The sequence below is a fragment of the Polyangium jinanense genome (assembly GCF_028435365.1).
Map to the genome: position 1 here is coordinate 39,516 of NZ_JAGTJJ010000004.1, position 20,686 is coordinate 60,201.

The 20,686-nt window shown below is 68.7% G+C and carries 16 protein-coding genes; 13 read left to right on the top strand and 3 right to left on the bottom strand.

Annotated features, from left to right (window positions below):
* Positions 1 to 14 precede the first annotated feature (14 nt).
* Positions 15 to 2,051, top strand: coding sequence for a serine/threonine-protein kinase (locus KEG57_RS11445; protein WP_272420087.1), 2,037 nt, complete (start codon positions 15 to 17; stop codon positions 2,049 to 2,051).
* Here the strand turns inward: KEG57_RS11445 and trmB are convergent, their stop codons facing one another.
* The gene (gene trmB / locus KEG57_RS11450) at positions 2,052 to 2,690 is read right to left on the bottom strand and encodes a tRNA (guanine(46)-N(7))-methyltransferase TrmB (RefSeq protein WP_272420086.1); all 639 of its coding nucleotides are present in this window, start codon (positions 2,688 to 2,690) and stop codon (positions 2,052 to 2,054) included.
* Between the two features lie 72 nt (positions 2,691 to 2,762).
* On the opposite strand from trmB, the gene KEG57_RS11455 reads away from it, so the two are divergent.
* A complete protein-coding gene (locus KEG57_RS11455; RefSeq protein WP_272420085.1) occupies positions 2,763 to 4,826 on the top strand; it encodes a DUF8728 domain-containing protein in 2,064 nt (687 codons plus the stop codon).
* Between the two features lie 18 nt (positions 4,827 to 4,844).
* On the opposite strand, the gene KEG57_RS11460 is transcribed toward KEG57_RS11455, so the two are convergent.
* Positions 4,845 to 5,474 (bottom strand): hypothetical protein, encoded by a 630-nt coding sequence (locus tag KEG57_RS11460; protein ID WP_272420084.1) that lies wholly within the window; start codon positions 5,472 to 5,474, stop codon positions 4,845 to 4,847.
* A 115-nt stretch (positions 5,475 to 5,589) separates the two neighbouring features.
* On the opposite strand from KEG57_RS11460, the gene KEG57_RS11465 reads away from it, so the two are divergent.
* From KEG57_RS11465 to KEG57_RS11500, 8 genes are all read left to right on the top strand, one after another.
* Positions 5,590 to 6,531, top strand: a complete 942-nt coding sequence (locus KEG57_RS11465; protein ID WP_272420083.1) for an aldo/keto reductase — start codon at positions 5,590 to 5,592, stop codon at positions 6,529 to 6,531.
* A gap of 21 nt (positions 6,532 to 6,552) precedes the next feature.
* Positions 6,553 to 7,392 carry a 3'(2'),5'-bisphosphate nucleotidase CysQ family protein gene (locus KEG57_RS11470; protein WP_272420082.1) on the top strand — a complete coding sequence of 280 codons (840 nt, stop codon included), beginning with the start codon at positions 6,553 to 6,555 and terminating at the stop codon, positions 7,390 to 7,392.
* A gap of 12 nt (positions 7,393 to 7,404) precedes the next feature.
* A complete protein-coding gene (locus KEG57_RS11475) occupies positions 7,405 to 8,553 on the top strand; it encodes an NAD(P)/FAD-dependent oxidoreductase (RefSeq protein ID WP_272420081.1) in 1,149 nt (382 codons plus the stop codon).
* A gap of 11 nt (positions 8,554 to 8,564) precedes the next feature.
* Positions 8,565 to 9,407: an SDR family NAD(P)-dependent oxidoreductase gene (locus KEG57_RS11480; protein ID WP_272420080.1), complete on the top strand. Its 843-nt coding sequence runs from the start codon at positions 8,565 to 8,567 to the stop codon at positions 9,405 to 9,407.
* A gap of 243 nt (positions 9,408 to 9,650) precedes the next feature.
* Positions 9,651 to 11,426 carry a HEAT repeat domain-containing protein gene (locus tag KEG57_RS11485; protein WP_272420079.1) on the top strand — a complete coding sequence of 592 codons (1,776 nt, stop codon included), beginning with the start codon at positions 9,651 to 9,653 and terminating at the stop codon, positions 11,424 to 11,426.
* 137 nt (positions 11,427 to 11,563) lie between these two features.
* Positions 11,564 to 13,504: a sigma 54-interacting transcriptional regulator gene (locus KEG57_RS11490; protein ID WP_272420078.1), complete on the top strand. Its 1,941-nt coding sequence runs from the start codon at positions 11,564 to 11,566 to the stop codon at positions 13,502 to 13,504.
* Positions 13,505 to 13,659: 155 nt separating this feature from the next.
* Complete coding sequence (locus KEG57_RS11495) at positions 13,660 to 14,232, top strand: hypothetical protein (protein WP_272458462.1); 573 nt, start codon at positions 13,660 to 13,662, stop codon at positions 14,230 to 14,232.
* A 17-nt stretch (positions 14,233 to 14,249) separates the two neighbouring features.
* A complete protein-coding gene (locus tag KEG57_RS11500; RefSeq protein WP_272458463.1) occupies positions 14,250 to 16,223 on the top strand; it encodes a sulfatase in 1,974 nt (657 codons plus the stop codon).
* Between the two features lie 12 nt (positions 16,224 to 16,235).
* Here the strand turns inward: KEG57_RS11500 and KEG57_RS11505 are convergent, their stop codons facing one another.
* Positions 16,236 to 16,955 (bottom strand): YsnF/AvaK domain-containing protein, encoded by a 720-nt coding sequence (locus tag KEG57_RS11505; RefSeq protein ID WP_272458464.1) that lies wholly within the window; start codon positions 16,953 to 16,955, stop codon positions 16,236 to 16,238.
* A gap of 89 nt (positions 16,956 to 17,044) precedes the next feature.
* Between KEG57_RS11505 and KEG57_RS11510 the strand changes: the two genes are divergently transcribed.
* From KEG57_RS11510 to KEG57_RS11520, 3 genes are all read left to right on the top strand, one after another.
* Positions 17,045 to 17,170, top strand: a complete 126-nt coding sequence (locus KEG57_RS11510) for a hypothetical protein (protein WP_272458465.1) — start codon at positions 17,045 to 17,047, stop codon at positions 17,168 to 17,170.
* A gap of 69 nt (positions 17,171 to 17,239) precedes the next feature.
* Positions 17,240 to 19,204: a 3-hydroxyacyl-CoA dehydrogenase/enoyl-CoA hydratase family protein gene (locus KEG57_RS11515; protein ID WP_272458466.1), complete on the top strand. Its 1,965-nt coding sequence runs from the start codon at positions 17,240 to 17,242 to the stop codon at positions 19,202 to 19,204.
* 14 nt (positions 19,205 to 19,218) lie between these two features.
* Complete coding sequence (locus tag KEG57_RS11520; protein ID WP_272458467.1) at positions 19,219 to 20,502, top strand: thiolase family protein; 1,284 nt, start codon at positions 19,219 to 19,221, stop codon at positions 20,500 to 20,502.
* The last annotated feature ends 184 nt before the right edge of the window (positions 20,503 to 20,686 follow it).

The following is a 20,686-nucleotide window of genomic DNA, read 5'->3' on the forward strand; positions in this document are numbered from 1 at the left end:
CGAGCTACCATGTCATGATGCTGCGCCGTAACCTTACGGACAGACGGGATTACGGGATGGTGCAGCGCGCGGGCGGAGAGCCACAGGACGACGCGGGGATCAACCTGGCCTCGCTCCCTGAAGAGAACCTGCCGCGCCAGTTCGGCAAGTACACGCTTCTGCGTCGGCTGGCGGCCGGCGGGATGGCGGAGATCTTCCTCGCCTTGCACCGCTCGGTGGCGGGCTTCGAGAAGCTCATCGTCATCAAGCGGATCTTGCCCTCGATGAACAACGATCAGGCGTTCATCGAGATGCTCCTGCACGAGGCGCGCGTCGCCGCGACGATGTCGCATCCGAACATCGTGCAGACCTTCGACGTCGGGCAGGTCGACGGGACGTACTTCATCGCCATGGAGCACATCCACGGCGAGGACATCCGCTCCATCGTCCGCGCGATGCGCAAGAAGGGCCTCACCGAGTTCCCGCTCGAGCACGCCGTCGCGATCGGCCTCGGCACCTGCGCGGGCCTCGCCTACGCGCACGAGAAGCGCGACCTCGAGGGCAACCTCCTGCACATCGTGCATCGCGACATCTCGCCGCAGAACATCGTCTGCACGTTCTCGGGCGACGTGAAGATCGTCGACTTCGGCGTGGCCAAGTCGAGCTCGCAGGTCGGCGAGGACACGAAGGACGGCCAGCTCAAGGGCAAAGTCCCGTACATGTCGCCCGAGCAGGCGTCTGGCAGCGACGTCGATTGGCGCAGCGACATCTTCGCGGTCGGCGTGCTGCTCTTCGAGCTCACCACGGGCAAACGGCTCTTCAAGGGATCGAGCGAGTTCGAGACGCTGAAGCTCATCTGCGAGAAGGAGTATCCGCGCCCGAGCCAGGTCAAACCCGGCTACCCGCCCGCGCTCGAGCGCATCGTGATGAAGTCGCTCGAGAAGAAGCGCGAGGATCGCTACCAGAGCGCGCGCGAGATGCAGAGCGACCTCGAAGCGTTCGTCCGCGAGGAGCGCATCCCGGTCTCGCAGATCAGCCTCACGCAGTGGATGCAGTCCCTGTTCCAGGACAAACTGGAGCAGCAGAAGGAGGCGCTGCAGGACGTCAAGCAGCTCGCCGACATCATCGCCCTGCAGCACAGCCCCTCGATGTACGAGGGCATCGTGACGGCGGGCGGGGGCATGTCGGCGACGGGCGCGACGCCGCTGCCGAAGCGATCGAGCGTGGGTCTCTGGATCGCGCTCGCCGCCGTGGTGGCCGCCGGCGTGAGCGGCTTCTTCTACATGCGCAAGCAGGCCGCGGAACGCGAAGCGCAGATGCGCGCCGACGCCGAGAAGGCGCAGGCGGTGCGCGCAAAGGAGACGAAGGGCGCGCTCGACGTCAAGTGCGGCGCGGACGAGGGTTGCTCGATCTGGATCAACGGCGAGCTGCAGAAGCAGGTGACGCCCGCGAAGATCGAGGGGCTGCCGCTCGACAGCGAGATCAAGATCAAGCTGACGAAGGAAGGCTTCGAGGCGCACCGCGAGTCGATCACGTTGACGGAGCAGGCGCCCCTGCGCGCCATCCAGGCCGTGATGAAGACCGGATCGGTCACGGTGGTGCTGAAAATCGATCCCCCCGCGACGGTCTGGCTCGACAACAAGCAACTGAAGGGCGTGGTCGAGAAGCTCGAAGGGCTCTCCGCGGGCGAGGAGCACAAGCTCGTGCTCCAGCTCTCGGGCTACGTGCCGAAGACGATCACGTTCACCGCCGAGCAGGGCGAGACGAAGGTCATCCAGGAGCGGCTCGTGAAGGCCGATTCAAACAGCACCGCGGTCGCGAGCACGGGCAGCCCGAGCACTGCGGGCGGCGGAGGCGGCGGCGGCAGCGGCAAGGTGCGTGTCACGTCGAAAGGCGGCTTCTGCAACGTGACGATCAACGGCGTCGGCTACGGGTCCACGCCCGTCGAGGCCGTGGTCAACGCAGGCACCGCGCGCATCACGTGCAAGCCCGAAGGCGGCGGCGCCTCGCAGTCGCAGGCCGTGCCGGTGAAGGCCGGCGAGGTCGCGCGGGCGGCCTTCAAGCTGAATTAGTCAACGCGGACGACGGCGGTACCGCAAACGCGTCACGGGCAGCCCATCCGCGATGGCGTGGTGCTCGCGCGGGCTCCGCGCGTTGTACGGGTTCTCGGCCATCCGCGCCGAACCCGGCTCGTCTCCGCTCGGCTCGAACGCCTCGTGCGCGCCGATCTGCGCTTCGTACATCTCGGCCCGCTCCGCGACGTCCGTCTGCACGTAAAACTCGCCGCCGTCGCGCAAGAGCCGCGCGATCGAGTCGAGCAGACCGGGCCCCATGACGAGGCGTTTCGCGTGCTTCTTCTTCCACCAGGGATCGGGGAAATGCATGAAAAACGTGTCGATCGAGGCATCCGGGCCGAGCCGGGAGAGCGCCTCGCGCGCATCCGCGTTGAGCACACGCGCACGCGCGCCGAGGCCCTGCTTCTTGAGCCGTTCGTCCACGACCGACGACCATTTCAGCCGGATCTCGAGCCCGAGCAGCCGGCGATCCGGCGCGGCCGCCGCGCGTTCGAAGACGAAACCCCCGCGGCCCGGGCCGATCTCGATCTCGATGGGGCCTTCGCCCGGCAGGATCGAGCCGATGTCGACCGGGCCCTCGTCCGGAAAGCGAGCGGCGTGAGCGTACGGATGGTTGGGGCGCGGCCGGAATACCATGGCGGGCGCAAACAAGCACAACGTCGGCCGGATGGGTAGCGGGCCTTTGACGGGGTCGGTATGGTCGCGCCCGTGACGCCTCGGGACGTGGGCAAACGCCTGGCCCCTTACGCCTTTCCCCTCGTGGTGAGCTTCGCCCTCGGCGCCCTCGCCATCCGCGGGATCCTCAACCGCGCAGGACGCCCCGCGCTCCCGCTCGACGACGCCTTCATCCACCTGCAATACGCGCGTCGCCTCGCCGAGGGTCACTTCTTCTCGTACGTGCCCGGTGAGGGCTACACGACGGGCGCGACGAGCCTGCTCTGGCCGATCGCCCTCGCGCCGCTCTACCTCCTCGGCCTGCGCGGGCTCTCGTTCGTCTGGGCCACGTGGCTGCTCGGCACGCTCGCGCACGCCGCGCTCGCCGTCGAGACCGGCCGCCTCGCGCATCGCCTCGCCGGCCGCGCCGCGGGCGCCGGTGCGATGATCATGTGCCTCGGCTTCGGCGCGTTCGCCTGGTTCGCCTGGAGCGGCATGGAGACCATCCCCTTCGCGTGGATGCTCATGCGCACGGCGCGCGTCGCGGCCGCGTACTGCGAGCCTGATCCCGCGTCCCCCGCGCCGGGCCGTCGCCAGGCGATCGAGGTCGCCGCGCTCGGCTTGCTCACGCCCCTCGTTCGTCCCGAAGGCGCCGTCGCCTCGGCGCTCGCCGTCGCGGCGCTCGCCTTGCGCCCGAGCGGCGAGGGCAAACCACGGCGCCTCGTCGCGCTCGTCCCCGCGCTCGGCCCGCTGCTCGTTCCGCTGCTCCATCTCGTGATCGCGGGGCACGCGGCCTCGTCGACGACGATGGTCAAGTGGCTCCCGGCGAACCCCGCTTACGACCGCGCCGGCATGATCGCGTTCCTCCAATCGAACCTGCGTGTCCTCTGGCAGAGCGTGCTCGACGGCGGCGAGTGGTCCGCGGTCTTCGTCCCCGAGAACTTCCTCGTCCCGACGATCCTCGGCGTCTTCGCGCTCGTCACCCGCGCGCACCGTGCGGCGCTCCCGATCCACGGCACGTTCGTCCTCGCGATCGTCCTCGCGACGGCGCTGCCGTGCACGTACCTGAGCTTTCTCTGGAACCGCGTCCGCTACGTCTGGCCCTTCTACGCCGCGCACTTCGTCCTCCTCGCTTGCCTCGCTCGCGAGATCGGCGACGTCGCGCGTCGCTTCGTCCGCGCGCGCGCGCCCGTCACGCCGCTCGTCCTCGGCCTCTTCACCGGCGCGCTCGTCACGAAGCTCCCCTGGACGCTCTCCGACCTCGCCACGAGCGCGCGCGCGATCGATCACCAGCAGGTCACGCTCGGCTTCTGGGCGCGCGAGAAGCTGCCCGCGGACGCGCGCATCGGCGTGAACGACACGGGCGCGATCGCCTACGTCTCCGACCGGCGCACCTTCGACGTCGTCGGCCTGACGACCGAAGGCGAGTCGCGCTACTGGACGTTCGGCGCCGGCTCACGCTTCGAGCACTACGAAAAACTCCCCGCCGAGCGCCGGCCCTCGCACTTCATCGTGTACCCGCAGTGGATGGCCTGCCCGCCCGTGCTCGGCGAGGAGCTGCACCGCGAGACCGTGGTCGATCAATCGATCCTTGGAGGACCCACGATGATCGCCCACGAGGCTCGCTGGGATCTCCTCGGCACGGGGGCGCTGCCGCGCGTGGTGGCGCCGAAGGGCGCGCTCGCCGACGAGATCGACGTCTCCGACCTCGAGTCCGAGGACACGCACGGCTACGCGCGGCTCGGCGCGTCGGACCAGGACAACGTGGCGGTGATGGCCGAGTCGCCGCGGCGGGAAGATGCAGGCTCGGACGAGGACACGCCGGCCGCGGAGATTGCTGACGGCGGCCGCATGCGCCGGGCGGTCGATCGCTTCACCACGAACCTCGCCCAGGGCCGCGCTGCGTCGCTCGTCCTGCGCGCCTCGGCCGACACCGACGTCGAGCTCGTCGTACGCGCGGGCGGCATCGAGATCGGCTCGGCGCGGCTCCCCGCCGGCCCGTGGGTCGAGCGTGTCGTGGAAATCCCGCCCGATCGCGTCTGGGCCCGGACCGAGATCGAGATCACGCCGCGCGAGGCGGGCGCGTTCCATTCGTTTCACTACTGGCTTTACCAGTGACGCGCCTGCCTCCGCGTATCACGGGTGGGGGAAATCTTGCGTCGTGTTCACGCTCGCCACGCTCTCCGTCACCGTCGCGATCGCCCGCCGGATCGCGCCGTTCGCGAGCCGCTCGGGCCGCGCGGGCGCGATCGCCGCGCAGAGCGCGAGCGCCGTCACGTAGAGCGCGCCCATCACGGTGAGCAGGCGGCGCGTCTCGTTCGGGATCCGCATCCGCTCCTTGCCCGACGCCTCGATCGCCACGAGCCGCGCGCGGATCTGCACCGGCCCGAGCACGATCACCGCCCGATCGCCCTCCTCCACTTCGAGCGACACGGGCCCCATCACGAGACGGCCGAGCCCATCTTTTCCATGCGTTCGTCCCCTCGCGCGCGGAGGCACGTGGAGCATGAACTGCCCCTCCTTGACCTCGGCCACGATGGCCGGTTGGCCTCCGTATTCGACCATCGGGATCCGCGCGATCGACTCCGGGGCCTGCCCGATCCAGCACGCCCCGCCGTCGAGCACGTGGCGCACGCCGAGCACCTCGGTGCCACGCAGCGCGACGAGCTCGAGCGCTTTGTGTGCGCCCTCTGCCGCCTCCACATCCCGACCTCCGGAGGTCTTCTCGCCCTCCGTCCTCGACGCGAAAAACGGCTCCTTCGCCATGGTTCCCTCGTAAACCTCCCTGGTTCCGGGGCGGCTCGATCGGGAGCCCGGCGCAGGCGAGCCCTCGCGCCATGCACGATGGACGGACACCGCCGTACGTTGTAAATGCAGGCCCGTGCGAAAGCGGCCTCTCGGCAAAACCTCCCTCGAAGTCTCCGAGCTCGGGCTCGGCACGTGGGGGCTCTCCGGCGACGGCTACGGGCCCGTCGTCTTGCCCGAGGTCGATCGTGTCCTCGATCGTGCCGTCGCCTCCGGCGTGAACCTCTTCGACACCGCCGACGTCTACGGCCGCGGCGCCATGGAGAAGAAGCTCGGCGCGCGCTTGCCGAAGGACAAGACCTACGTCGTCACGAAGATCGGCACCGACCTCGAAGCCTCACCCGCGCAGAAGCGCTTCGACCCGAGCTACCTGCGCGTCGCCTTCGAGCGCTCGCGCGAGCGGCTCGATCGCAGCCCGCTCGACATCGTGCTCCTCCACAACCCGACCGAGCACGCGCTCGCACGCACGGAAACCGTCGCGTTCATGAAGGAGCTCGAAGAGCGTGGCCTCGTGCGCGCCTGGGGCGTGAGCGCAGGATCGATCGAGGTCGGGCGCGCCGCGATCCGCGCCGGCGCCAAGGTCCTCGAGCTCGCGTACAACGTTTTCATCGCCAAGGATCTCCACGCGCTCTCCGCGGACGTGAAGGAGCACGGCGTCGGCGTCCTCGCGCGGAGCGTCCTCGCCCACGGCCTGCTCACCGGCCACTGGAGCCCCGAGCGCGAGTTTTACTCGGGCGACCACCGCGCCGATCGTTGGAGCCAGAAGGAACTCGCCAAACGCATCCAGCAGCTCGACGCGCTCCGCCCCTTCTCCAAGGCCGAAGACGTCGGCACGCTCCGCTCCGTCGCGCTCCGGTTCGTCCTGGCGAACCAGCTCGTCTCCTCGGCGATCCTCGGCCCTCGCTCGGTCGCGCAGTTCGACCAGCTCGAGCGCGAGGCGGGCGAACCGCCGTACCTCAAGGACACGGTCATGGTCGAGCTCGCTGCGCGGCTCACGGCCGTGGGCGTCGAGATCTGACGGAGCTCGCGCGGAGGCACCATGGAAAACGCCAGCATGGACACGGAGCTTTTGACCGTCCTCGGCATCGCCCGCGAGGCGGCGGAGATCGTCCGCGCGGTCTACCGGACGACCTTCGCCGTCGAGATGAAGGGCCCGAACGATCCGGTCACACGCGCCGATCGCGAGGCGAACACGCTCATCTGCGCGCGCCTCGCCGAGACGTTCCCCGGCGTCCCGATCATCGCCGAGGAGACCCCGCCGGAGACCGCGGCCGAGGCGCGGAAGATGGTCCAGAACGACCGCGTCTTCTTCGTCGATCCCCTCGACGGCACGCGCGAGTTCGCCGATCGGAACCCCGAGTTCGCCGTGATGATCGGCCTCGCCGTGGGCGGCCGCGCGACGCTCGGGGTGGTCGTCATGCCCGAGTCGGGCGAGGCGCTCTGCGGCCGCGTCGGCGCCTCCTCCGTCGCCTTCGTCGAAGGCCCGGACGGCGTGCGCCGCCCGCTCCGCGTCTCGGATCAGCGTGATCCCTCGAAGGCCACGATGATGGTCTCGCGCTCGCACCGCCCGCGCCTGGTCGAGCCACTCGCCACGCGGCTCGGCGTTCGCCGTGTCGTCCCGTGCGGATCGGTCGGGGTGAAGGTCGCGCGTGTCAGCACTGGAGAAGCTGAGATTTACGTACACGGCGGCACGGGCGCGAAGCTCTGGGACACGTGCGGCCCCGAAGCGATCCTCGTCGCCGCGGGCGGCCGCTTCTCGGATCTCGACGGCGCGCCGATCGACTACGCCTACGGCGGGCTGAAGCTCGAAAACGGCCTCGTCGCGACGAACGCGGCGCTCTACGACACCGTGATCGAAGCCATCTCGGCTTTGAGCTAAGCTCCGCGTACCATGCGCGACCGAGCCAGCGTGGTGATCGTGGGGGGCGGGATCATGGGCCTGTCCGTCGCCTGGCACCTCGCGAAAAACCACGGCATCACGGACACGGTCGTCGTCGAGAAGGGCTACCTCTGCGGCGGCGCGAGCGGCCGCAACGGCGGCGGCGTGCGGGCCCAGTTCGGCAGCGAAGAGAACATCCGGCTCATGCAGGAGAGCATCCGCATGTGCCGCGACTTCGCGGCCGAGATGAAGATCAACGTCTGGTTCCGCCAGGGCGGCTACCTCTTCCTCGTCCGCAACGAGCGCGCGCAGAAGAACCTCGAAAAGAGCGTGCGCGTGCAGAACGAGTGTGGCCTCACGACACGCCTGCTCGAACCCAAAGAGGCCAAGCGCATCGTGCCCGAGCTCGACGTCGAGGGCGTCCTGCTCGCGAGCTACAACCCCGATGACGCCGTCGTCTTCCCGTGGCCGTTCGTCTGGGGCTACGCCGAGTGCGCGCAGAAGCTCGGCGTCGAGATCGAGACCTTCACCGAGGTCACGGGCTTCGAGACACGCGGCTCGCGCATCGAGGGCGTCGTCACGAACAAGGGCGTCATCCGGACGAACCGCGTCGTCAACGCCTGCGGCGCGTGGAGCCCGATCCTCGCGGCGATGCTCGACGTGAAGCTTCCGAACCGCCCGCACCGCCACGAGATCTGCTCGACCGAACCGCTCAAGCCCTGGCTCAAGCCGCTCGTCGCGGACCTCTCGAACGGCCTGTACTTCTCGCAGTCGATGCGCGGCGAGATCGTCGGAGGCATCTCCAACGAGGACGTCCCCGAGGGCCTCGACATGGGCTCGTCACACCGCTTCCTCGCGCTCTACGCGCGTGCCCTCACGGCGACGGTGCCTCTCCTCGGCCGGGTCAAGGTCCTGCGCCAGTGGGCAGGCTGTTACGACCTCACGCCCGACGCGAACCCCATCGTGGGCGAGGTCGATGCGATCGAAAACTTCTACCAGGCCTCGGGCTTCATGGGCCACGGCTTCATGATGGCGCCCGTGATGGGCAAGCTCCTCGCGCAGCACATCGCCGAAGGCACGAAGCTGCCGCTCTTCGACCGCTGGAACCTGCGCAGGTTCGCCGAGGGCAAGTTGCTCTCCGAATCGATGATCATCGGCTAGACTGCCGGGCCGTGAGCAAGCTTGTCCTGATCACGGGGACGTCGAGCGGCATTGGTTTGTCCGCGGCCATCGAGTGCGCGGCAGCGGGGCACAAGGTCGTGGCGACGATGCGCGATCTCGACCGGCGTGAGGCCCTCGAGAAGGCCGCCAAGGATCGCGGCGTCTCGGTCGACGTCGAGCAGCTCGACGTGATCTCGCCCGGCGCGGGCGACAAGATCCGCGAGCTCGTCCTGAAGTACGGGCCCTTCTTCGCGCTCGTCAACAACGCGGGGATCGCGATCGGCGGTCCCTTCGAGGAGCAATCCGAAGACGACGTGCGCCTCCAGCTCGAGACCAACGTGCTCGGGCTCATGGCGACCACGCGCGCGATCCTCCCCTCGATGCGCAGCGCCGGCCGCGGCCGCATCGTCAACGTGTCGAGCACCTCGGGCCGCGTGGCCATGCCGTGTCTCTCGATCTACGCGGCCACGAAGCACGCCGTGGAAGGCTTCAGCGAGGCGCTGCGCTGGGAGCTCGAGCCCTTCGGCATCGACGTGCTCGTCGTCGCGCCAGGCACCTTCCGCACGCCGATCTTCTTCGAGAACCTCAAGCGCGGCGCGCACGTCGCCGACGAGGGCCCTTACGGAGCGCTCATCCGCAGGATCGAGGATCTCGCCATCGGCGGCGCCCGGCGCGCACCGCCGCCCGACGAGGTGGGTCGCACCATCATGCGCCTCGTCGGCGAGCCCTTTCCCCCGTTCCGGACGATCGTGGGTCGTGATGGTTTCGCGATGACGACCCTACGCGGTGTGATGCCTGACCGTTTGTTCGCGCTGGGGCTGCGCCGAGCGCTCGCGCTTTCGCGGGTTCGTTGACACGTCGAGCGACCACGAATAGCGTGCGGCCCCGAGATCGCAGGCAAGCTGGGTCGCTTTCTTCAGTCATCCGGGGGACTTGGCCTTCCGGGGAACGCGGCCCGCTGGTCTTCGGCATCGCGCTGTCATTCGTTTCCGCTCGCTAGTGGCACCGTGGTCGTCGTGATGCGGGGGGCATCTGGGACCCATCCAGCGCACGCCCGCCGTGCCAAGGCCGCTTCTGAGGGAACGCCGGAGGAAGACATGTTCCGCAATGCACGCCGAATTTACCCCACCCTTCGCTCGCTCCTCTTGGGGGCCGTCGTCGCCTCGGGGGTGACCGTCGCCACGAGCGCCATCGTTGGCTGTGGGGGGGACGAGAACGACCCCCTGACGCACGTCAAGAAGCTGTCGGATCCGGCCACGCGCGTGCCTGCCGTGAGCCGCCTCGTCCAGTTCTTCGAAGATGCGATGACGAAGGACAGCAAGGACAGGAACGGTCCGAACGTCAAGCCGCTGCTCGACAAGATCGTCGAGCCGATGTCGCAGATCTGCGCGAACGGCGATCTCGACGAGAAGACGCAGTCGAAGGTCGTCAAGTTCCTCTCCGACGCGCGTGATCTCCGCGGCGCGCCGTGCCTCATCAAGACGCTCAAGGACTACAAGCCCGACAGCACGGAAGAAGACGTGCGCGCCGCGGCGCGTGGCGTCGGCCCGATGAAGGCGAAGGAGGCGGCGGGCCCGCTCTTCGAGGCGTTCTCGAAGCTGCGCCACTCGAAGCCCAAGGCCTCGCTCATCACGCGCGACGTGCACGACGCGCTGCTCGAGCTCGCCGAGCCCTCGTGGGAAGGCGACTGCGTCAAGAAGATCGAGGTCCCGATCGCCGACCGCAAGGACATCAACGTCCTCAAGGACCAGTTCTACTGGCAGATCACCTGCGCCGAAATCCTCGGCCAGCTGAAGAGCGCGAAGGCGGTGCAGCCGCTCGTCAAGATCGTCCTCTCGCCGACGAAGGCGGACGCGCAGGCCACGGCGATCTACGCGCTCATCAAGATCGGCAAGCCCTCGATCGAGCCGACGGTGAAGCTCCTCCAGGGCGGCGACGCGGACCTCGTGAAGTACGCGAAGGAAGAGTACCTCCTCGCGAACAAGGGCGAGGACGGCAAGGTGCCCGAGGCCGCGACGAAGCAGGCCGACACGGCGTACGTCGCGCCCGCCGCGCTCATCCTCGGCAGCATCGGCCGCGAGGAGGCCGTGCAGCCGATGATCGATGCGATCGCCAAGGCCGACGACACGGGCAAGGTCGTCATCGCCCGCGAGCTGCTCAAGCTGCCGACCTCGGAGCCGGCGCTCAAGGCGGTGCAGGGCGTCTACGAGAAGACCTCGATCACGATGACGATCCCGCCCGGCGTCGGCGCGCGTGATCAGCTCCTCGAGACGATGGGTTACCTCTTCGACGCGAACCTCGTGCCCTGGATGGTGAAGAACGCGCTCGACGCGAAGGGCGAGGACGCCGACCTCGAGCCGATGCGCGCCGCGACGCTGCTCACGGCGATGAAGCTCATGAAGGCCGACCAGATCCCCGAGGTCGACAAGCTCTTCAACTCGAAGATCAACGGCCCCGATGGCAAACCTTCCACGCTCGGCAAGGGCTACGAGAAGGAATACAAGATGGCCACGGAGTTGCTGAAGGAGTGCGGCGACAAGCTCGACTGCTACTACGGCAAGCTCGCGGATCCGAACTCGCACGTCGGTGACAAGCAGTTCATCGGCATGAAGAGCGCGTACATGGTCGGCGTGCTCGGCGGCGACGCCGCGCGGCCGAAGCTCGTCGAGCTCCTGCCGAAGATCACGAACGCGGCCGGGAAGTTCATCTCGGTGCAGGTGATCGATCGCCGCTCGGCGAAGGGCGACGCGGCCATCGCGGGCCAGCTCCAGAAGATGGTCGACGAGGCCGAGGCGACGAAGGACAGCAACAAGATCGCCGCGGTCAACCCCTTCAAGACGGTCATCTACCGCTTGAACGCGCGCGGTCAGTAGGCCGAGCGCCCACACCCCCGAGCCCCCCTCTCCCGCCGGGAGAGGGGGGCTTTGTTTTTCGAAGCCCGTGGGGCTTTGTTTTTCGAAGGGTTTTGTTCTTGGGCCAGGCGAATCCAGGCGTAGTATCCGGCCGCTTTATGCTCGTGCTGGAGGTAACGCAGGGGATTGCTGCGGGTCGAACGTTCGAGGTCGGCGAGGAGGTCGTTCGCATCGGGCGCGCTCCGTCGAACGACGTCGTGCTCGAAGACCAGCACGTCTCCGGGGAGCACGCGCGCATCGTCGTCGGCGCCGATCGCGCCGCCCTGCACGACCTGCGCTCGACGAACGGCACGACCCTCGTGCGTCGCGAAGAACGCAAGCGCGTGACGCCCGAGAGCGGGCCCGTCGAGCTCGAGTCCGGCGACATCGTCGAGCTCGGCTCCGGCGACAACGTGGCCGCGCTGCGCGTCACTCTCTCCGACGACGGCGACAAAGCTCGCGTCGTGCAGCTCAAGCCCATCGAGGAGATCGTCCCCGCCGCGGCGGCGATCGAGCGCGACCCGGGCCTGCTCTCGAAGCTCTACGCCGCGCAGAAGCGCATCGGCGCGGGCAGCGATCTCGATCAGGTCCTCATCGAGGTCGCCGACGCCTCGCTCTTCCTCGTCCCGAGCGCGACGCATGCCACCGTCATCCTGCGCGACGACGAGGATGGCCGTGATCCCGGCGCCGCCGCCTACGTACCCGTCATGACCCGCGTGCGCCTCGCGAACGGCGCGGCTGGCCCGCCGCGTGGCCCCGTGCCCGTCGCGCGCAGCGTCTACCGCAAGGTCGTCAAGGAGCGCGCCGCTGTCCTCGCGGCTGACGCGCCCACCGACGTCGGCCGCACCGAGTCGATCATGGGCGCCTCCATCCGCAGCACCATCGGCGTCCCCCTCTTCCGCGGCGAGGACATCATCGGCGTCCTCCAGATCGACAACCGCAGCGCGCCCGGCATGCTCCACGCGCACGACGTCGAACTCCTCGGCGTCCTCGCGTACAACGCCTCGCTCGCCGTCGCCAACGCGCGCCTCATCAAGCGCCTCGTCTCCGCCGAGGAGCGCCTGCAGAAGGAAAACACCTTCCTGAAGGGCCGCGAGGAGAAGCGCCGCGGCGGCAAGGACGTCGTCATCATCGGCCAAAGCGAGCCGATGCAGCGCGTCCTCACGCAGATTCAGAAGGTCGTGAACACGCGCGTCACCGTCTTGCTCGAAGGCGAGACCGGCACGGGCAAGGAGGTCATGGCGGCGCGCATCCATTACGGCTCGAACCGCCGCGACAAGCTCTTCGTCGCGCAGAACTGCGCCGCGCTCGCCGAGACGCTCCTCGAGAGCGAGCTCTTCGGCCACAAGAAGGGCTCGTTCACGGGCGCGACCGAGGACAAGAAGGGCCTCTTCGAGATCGCCGACGGCGGCACCCTCTTCCTCGACGAGATCACCGAGACCCCGCTCTCCTTGCAATCGAAGCTCCTGCGCGCGTTGCAGGAAGGCGAGATCCGCCCCGTCGGCGCCACGAGCCCGAAGCACGTCAACGTGCGAATCGTGACCGCGACGAACAGGAACCTCGAAGAAGAGGTCAAGAAGGGCCGGTTCCGCGAGGATCTCTACTATCGCCTGAGCCAGTTCCCGCTCCGCCTGCCGCCGCTCCGCGAGCGCCGCGAGGACATTCCGCTGCTCGCCTCGCATTTCCTCCAGCGCTACGCCGAGGAGCTCGGCAAACACGTGGGCGGCTTCAGCCAGCAGGCGATGGAGCTCATGGTGGCCTACGACTGGCCGGGCAACGTGCGCGAGCTCCAGAACGAGGTCCAGCGCATCGTGATCCAGCTCGATCCCGGCGCCTTCGCCACGCCCGACCTCCTCTCGCCGCGAATCCGCCAGGTCGAGGGCCTCGTCAACCGCGCCGGCGTCGCGCGTGGCACGCTCAAGGACATGATGGACGTCGTGGAGAAATACCTCCTCCTTGAAGCCCTCCGCGAGCACAACAACAACAAGACGAACGCCGCCAAGACCCTCGGCATCACCCGCGAGGGCCTGCACAAGAAGCTGCGTCAATACGGCATCTGATCCAGCGTATTGCCCGGACAACCTCAAATCGCCCCGCGGGGATCCGTCCTGGGCCGAGCCTCGCGTCGCCCCGTCGCGCCGTTCGTCGGGGCCCGTCACGCGGCGCACGCCGGCCTTGAGGGGAAAGCGCAACTCGGTTACGCTACGTTGGAACGATGTACAGCATCGAGAGCCACGTCGGCAGGCTGATCGAGGTCCGGTTCTGGTCGCCGGTCGGTGATGGCGAGGCCAGTGGCTGGCGGCGTGACCACGACGCGATGCTCCAGTCGGTGGTGGGCAACTACATCGTCTTCGTCGATATGAGCGACGCGAACGTCTTCCCGCCCGACATGGTCGAGGCGTACGTCGCGACGATGCGGAACGAACCACGCCTGCTCCGCGCGGCCCTCGTCCTCAGCGCAAGCCCCACGCTTTCGCTCCAGATCCAGCGAATCCTCCGCGACGCCTTCCACCCCCAGCGCCGCGCGTTCCGCGAGGTGCGCGAGGCCGAGAACTTTCTCGGTGACGTCGTGACCCTGCCCGAGCGGGCGCGCCTGCGCGAGGTCATCGAGCGTCGCGCCGAGCAGACCGCCCCGATCAGCGCGCAACCGGTGAGCGTCGGGATCCCGCAGAGCGCGGGTACGCCGCCCAGCCTGCGGGGTCCGGTCAGCGCGCGCCAGCCGACGCCGGCCACGGTGCGCATCCCGATCACCCCGCGTTCGCCCTCGGGCGGGCACAGCGAGGGTTGACTTCGCCGCGCGCTCCCTTGCGGACGCTCCTCGCAGCGCTCTCCGCGGGGGCCTTCGCGGGGCTTGGCGCCACGCTCGCCGACGCGGCCTTGCTCGTCCTCCGCTCCCGCACGCCGCCCGCGCCATGGCGCGAGGTCGCGGGCGCCATCGCTGCCGCGGGCGCCGTCTATCTCGGTGCGGGCCTCGTCGGGGGCGTCACGTTCGCCCTCGCGGCCGTCGTCCAGCAAAAACTCGCGCCCGCGGGGCTCGATTCCGATTCCCCCGAATCGCATGGCCGCCGAGTCGATCGGCTCACGGAGCTCCTCCTCGTCGGCGGTTTGTCCCTCACGGTCATAACCCTGACGAACCACGCCACCACGCTGCCGGCCACGCTCAAGCGGCACGCATTCGTCGCGGCGGGGGTCCTTGCCGCCGCCGTGGCCTTTCTCCTCGCGTTTGGCCTCGCGCGGCGCGGCGTGGCCTTCGCCCTCGCCTTCCTCGCGCCCCGGCGCTGGGCCCTCCCCGCGCTCTGCGCCGTGGGTGAGCTCGCCGCGATCCTCGCCTTTTTGCGTTCACCCCACGCTCCGCAAACGTACGTCGCGCTCGTCGTTGCCTCGTTCGCGTCCGCCGGCCTCGCCTGCCTCTCGCTCCTCCGCCGCATTCCGCGCCGCGTGCAGGCGACCTTTTCCATGGCCGCAATCGCCTGGGTCGCCACGATTTCCATCACCGGCACCTCGGCGCGCGCCTACCACCTGCTCCGCATGGGCCGCACCTTGCCCTCGGCCCTCCTGCGCGAGCTCCCGAGCCTACGCCCCGAGCCTTTCGCCGACGATATCGCGCACGCGGTCACGCTCGCCATGACCCCGCCGCCCACGACCGCGGCGTCCATGACAACCCCGACGCCTCCGTCGAGCCCGTCCGCGCCCCTCCGCGACGATATCGTCCTCGTCACCATCGACACCCTCCGCGCCGATCGCCTGGTTGGCCCGGCCGGGGTCATCGATACCCACATGCCCGCCTTGGCCGCGCTCGCGGCCGAAAGCGTCGTCTTCCGCCACGCCTACGCCTCTGCTCCGGCCACGATTGGCGCCGTCGCGCAGATCATGACGGGCAAACCCGAGCGCGACCTCGTCCACCTCGCCGTCCGCAGCAGCGTCGCCGCGCCGCTCTCCCCCGATACGAACACGATCGCGCGCCGCCTCGGCGCCCTCGGGTACGAGACCGTCGCTGTCGTCGGCGGCCGCCTCATCTCGTATTACCCCTCCCTCGCCCTCGGTTTTTCCCACGTCTACGAGGAGAACGCCCGCGCCCCGCTCCGTGCCCCGGACCTCGTCGACACGTTCACCCGCATTGCCTCACGCCCCAACCGCCGCGCGCCTCTCTTTGCTTGGATCCATTTCATGGAGCCGCACGATCACGCGCTGCTCCCGCGACCGATCCCCGCTGGATACGCCGAAACCGTCCGCCTCGTCGACACCGAGCTCGGCCGCCTCATCTCCGTTCTGCGCGCCTCACCGCGCTGGAATTCGACCACGGTCCTCGTGCTCGCGGATCACGGCGAAGGGCTCGGCGAGCGTGGCCTCGTCCACCACGGCCTCGCGCATCCCCTTCACATCCGCATTCCTTTCGTCGCGCGTCTCCCCGGAATCGAGCCAAAGGTCGAGGCGTCCGCCGTCGGTCACCTCGACGTGGCGCCCACGATCCTCGCCGCCGCGGGCGTCCTCGATACCGATCTCCCGGGTCGTGCCTTGCAGACCTCTCCCATCGGCTCCGAGGCCGTATCTCGCCCGATACTTTTCGAGAACGTGGGATATGCCGAGACGGCGGTTCCCATGGAAGTCGGCCTCGTCAGCTACCCGTGGTTTTATTCGTTCGACGTTCGCGCGCGGCGGAGCGTGCTCGTGGATCTCGAAGCCGATCCCGAGGGTTTCTTCAATCTCGCGGACGAGCGCGGCCCGGAGGCGGCGCGCCTCGCCGAGAGCCTCGCCGGATGGCTCCGCCCGCGCGAATGACGCCGCCTGCCTTCACGTCCCCGTCTTGCGCAGCGGCACCTCGGTCGCCTCCAGATCCCCTTCCGACACGACCTCGGCCACCTCGCGCCGCACCGTCGTGCTCACCGGCGCCTCCGTCTGCTCGGTCGCCCGCGTGACGACGATTTCCTCCGTCACCACGGGCCTCTTCTGGATATCGACCACCTCCTCGCGGATCGGTATGACGATGGATTCTTCCTGAAATGCCTTCCCCTGCGCGACGTCCCTGCGCGCGCCTTGCGCGGCGACGGGCACGCGCTCGACCGTCACCACCTCGCGCTTCACGGGCACCGTGATCTGCTGCTCCTCCGTCACCACGTCCTTGCGAATGCGCACCTCGCCCACCTGTTCGATGTGCGTCGTCGCCTGCACCTGTTCCTCGTGCAAGGACAAACGGGCCGCCTCCTCCGCCCGCTCAGCTTCTTCCAGCCGCAGCGCGGCCTGCAGCGGCGGCTCGTGATGCGTCAAGCCAAGCGATTCCAGGACGCCGCCGCCCTCGATGCCGAGCTCCTCCCGGCGCGTCGAGAGCACGATCGAGCCTTCGCGGACGTCCTCGATGGCTTCGCAGGAAATCGTGTAATCTTTCGGGAAGAAGAATCCTTTCTCCACCACGAAGCTGTCCACCTGGACCGCCACCACCTTGCCGAGCTTGTGCCCGTCCACGGTGCGGACCTCCATGCCTTCCCGGACCAGATCGCCGAACGGGTTCGCCATGATGCGCGCCTCCTGCCGCAAAAGGTTGCGACCGCTCGATCGCGCGCGAAGACCGTGGTCCGCGGCGACCGTTCCCGTTGGAAATTGCAATGCACGTGCCGCATTCGACGCGGATGAGCACGTGTGGCGGCGGGGGTGCTCACGTCGGCGAGGCGAGTGAGCGCGCGGGCACGAGCGGCGCGCTCGGGACCCTTGGCGCCGCGGCCCTCCGGTGATAGAGGCCCGCCCTGCTTCGGAGGCACCCGGCCGCGGGCCGCCCCGACGCGCCGGAGGTGGTCTCACACATGATCGTTGGCGTGATCGGCTCGGGATCGATCGGCCCGGATCTGGCATACGGCTTCGTATCCGCCATCGCCAGAGAAGGTGGCCGCGTCTATTTGCACGACATCAAGCAAGAGGCGCTCGACGCGGGCATGGCTCGCATCGAGACCTACGTGACGAAGGCCCTCGCCCGCGGAAAGCTCTCCGAGAGCGCCGCGCGCGCCGTGAAAGAGGCCCTCGTCCCCACCCTCTCCCTCTCGGACCTCGCCGCGTGTGATTACGTGCTCGAAGCCGCGACCGAAGATCTGCCCATCAAGCGCAAGATCATCGCGGCGCTCGAAGCCACGGTCCGGCCCGACTGCCTGATCGGCTTCGCCACGAGCGGCATCCCGCGCGCCGAGATCGCGAAGGACGCGAAGCACCCCGCGCGCTGCTTCGTGAACCACCCCTTCTATCCCGCGTGGCGTAGCCTCCCGGTCGAGGTCGTCCTCTCGGGCGACGATGCGCTCGGCGAGCGCATGATCCGCACACTGGAGAAGCTCGGCAAGGTCCCCATCACCACGGCCGACGTCGCGTGTTTCGCGGCCGACGACATTTTCTGCAATTACGTCTCCGAGGCCGCGCGTATCGTGGCCGAGGGCGTGGCCACGCCGGCGCAGGTCGACGCGATCGTGAACGACGCGATCGGCGGCGGCGGCCCGCTCAACGTGATGGACTTGACCCGGGGCAACCTGCTCACGGTCCATTGCCAGGAGCTCATGCGTGATGCGCCCACGGGCAGCCCCTGGTTCGAGCCGCCGGCCATTCTGCGCGAAGTGGGCAATCGCCCCTGGCACGACCCGAAGAACCGCGGCGACGGCCGGTACGACGAGGCGCTCGGCAAGAAGGTGCTCGATCGGATCCTCGCCGTGCTCTTCGCGCGCACCTATTTCGTGGCCGACGAGAACATCTGCGCCCCCTCGGACCTCGACTGGCTCACGCGCATGTCGCTCGGCTTCCGCAAGGGCCTGCTCTCGCTCGCCGAGGAGTACGGCATCGAGCGCGTGCACGCCGTGTGCACCGCCTACGCAGCCGAGCACCCGGGATTCCACGTCCCGAAGAGCATCACCGGGAAAAACCTCCCGCGCTTCCGCAAGAACGTCGTGGTCACGCGGGAAGGCGAGCTCGCGATCGTCGCGGTGCGCAGGCCCGAGGTGCGCAATGCGTTGAACCGCGAGACGCTCACCGAGATCGAGGCGTCGATGAAGGAGCTTTCCGGTGACGACGCGGTCAAGGGCGTGATTTTCACGAGCCAGGACGGCGCGCTCGCGGGCGCGGACATCGGCGAGCTCGCCTCGCTGAAGAGCCCGGCCGATTGCGAAAACATCTGCCATTTGGGCCACGCGGTGCTGGACACCATCGCCTCGATGAAGAAGCCCGTCGTGGCGGCCTTGAATGGCCCCGTCCTCGGCGGCGGCGCCGAGATCTCGATGGCTTGCCATGGCCGCGTCGTCGGCCCGGAGCTCGTGCTCGGCCAGCCCGAGGTGAACCTCGGCATCATCCCCGGGTATGGCGGCACGCAACGGTTGCCACGGCTCATCGGCTTCGAGCGCGCCATCGACCTCCTCCGCACGGGCCGCTCGGTCGGCGCGAAGGAAGCGCACGCCTGGGGCTGGGCGACCGTCGCGCCCGCGAAGGATTTCCTCGGCGAGGCCAAGGCCCTCGTGAAGAAGCACCTCGCCGGTGAGATCAAGCTCGCCCCCGTCGATCCGGCGCCGATCGCGGTCTCCGACAAACTCCCCGCCACGGACCTCGGCCATCATTCGCGTGCCATCGACGCGATCCTGGTCTCCGTCGTCCGCCGCGGCAATGCATTGCCGCTCGCCGAGGGCCTCGCGCTCGAAGCGAAGGGTTTCGGGCAATGCAAGGAGACGGTCGACCTCGACATCGGCATGAAGAACTTCATCCAGAACGGCCCGCGTGTTCCGGCGGCGTTCCTCCACGAATGAGATCGGAGCGTTCGATGAGCAAGGAGACCAGCATCGTCATCCTCGACGGCGGGCGTCGCACCCCGCGCGCCGATATCCTCGTGGACAACAAGGCCCCGGGCCTCTTCTCGCGTTTCTCCACGACCCAGCTCGGCGGCATGGCCATCAAGGCGACGCTCGGGCACACGAAGATCGACCCCAGCCTCGTTGGCCACGTGGTGATGGGCATGGCCCAGCACAGCCACCGGGATTCGATTTACGGCGCGCAGGGCATGCGATGGCGCGGCGGCCTCGGCAAGGACGTCCCGGCCCTCACCGTGGCGCGCATCTGCGGCAGCGGCGCCGAGGCGATCTGCGTCGGCGCGGAGATCCTCCTCGCGGGGCTGCGTAATGACGAGGAGCGCCCGTTCACCGTGGTCGGCGGCGCCGAGAGCATGCAATACCCCTTCTGCCTGTACGATTACCGCGGCAAGAAGGTCGGCGCGGCGACGCAGAAATACGGCCCCATCGAGGCGAAGGCGCTGCCCGCGGGCACGCACCTGCAGGACATGCTCCTCATGAGCCTCTACGATCCGAGCGCAAAGATGGCCATGGCGAACACGGCCGAGGAGCTCGGCCGTCGGTATGGCATCAAGCGCGAGGAGGCCGACGTCTTCGCCTACCGTTCGCACAAGAACGCGAAAGCCGCCCGTGACGCGGGCCATTTCGACGAGGAGATCGAGCCGGTCGCGCTCCCCGCAGACGACGGCGGCGCGCCCACGGTCCTCAAATACGACACGCACATCCTCGAAGACCCGAGCCCCGCAAAAATGGCGCGCCTCGCGCCCGCGTTCGAGCCCGGCGGCATCATCACTGCGGGCAATGCGAGCGCCGTCGTCGACGGCGCAGCAGCCATGATCATCGGCAAGGAGTCGGACGCCGAGCGCCACGACGCGCGCCCGCTCGCGCGCATCGCGGGCATGGGCGTGGCCGCCTGTGACCCGCAAATCATGGGCTGGGGCCCCGTCCCCGCCGTGAAAAAAGCGCTCGCGAAGGCCGGCATCACGGGCAAGGACGTCGACATCGTCGAGATCAACGAGGCCTTCGCACCCCAAGCGCTCGCCTGCGTCCGCGATTTCGAAAAAATGGGCATCGACCCGGAGCGCGTGAACCCGATGGGCAACGCAATCGCGCTCGGCCACCCGCTCGGCGCGACAGGCGCGATCCTGACGCTCACCTGCGCCTACGCGCTGCGCCGGACGAAGAAGCGCTACGGCATCGTCACGATGTGCATCGGCGGCGGACAGGGCATCGCGCTCGTGCTCGAGTCGATGGGCTGACCCGCCGCGCCGGGGCTCTGCCCCGGACCCCGCGGGGGCTGTCCGCCCCTCGACCCGGACCAGGCACGGCCTGGACCGAGGGTGGAAGAACTGCGCTCCGCGCAGTTCTTCCAACGGGCCGGTGGCAAGACCAGGGACAACGTTGCCGGTCGAAATGGCAGCGCGGCTGTCTCGATTGGCGGGG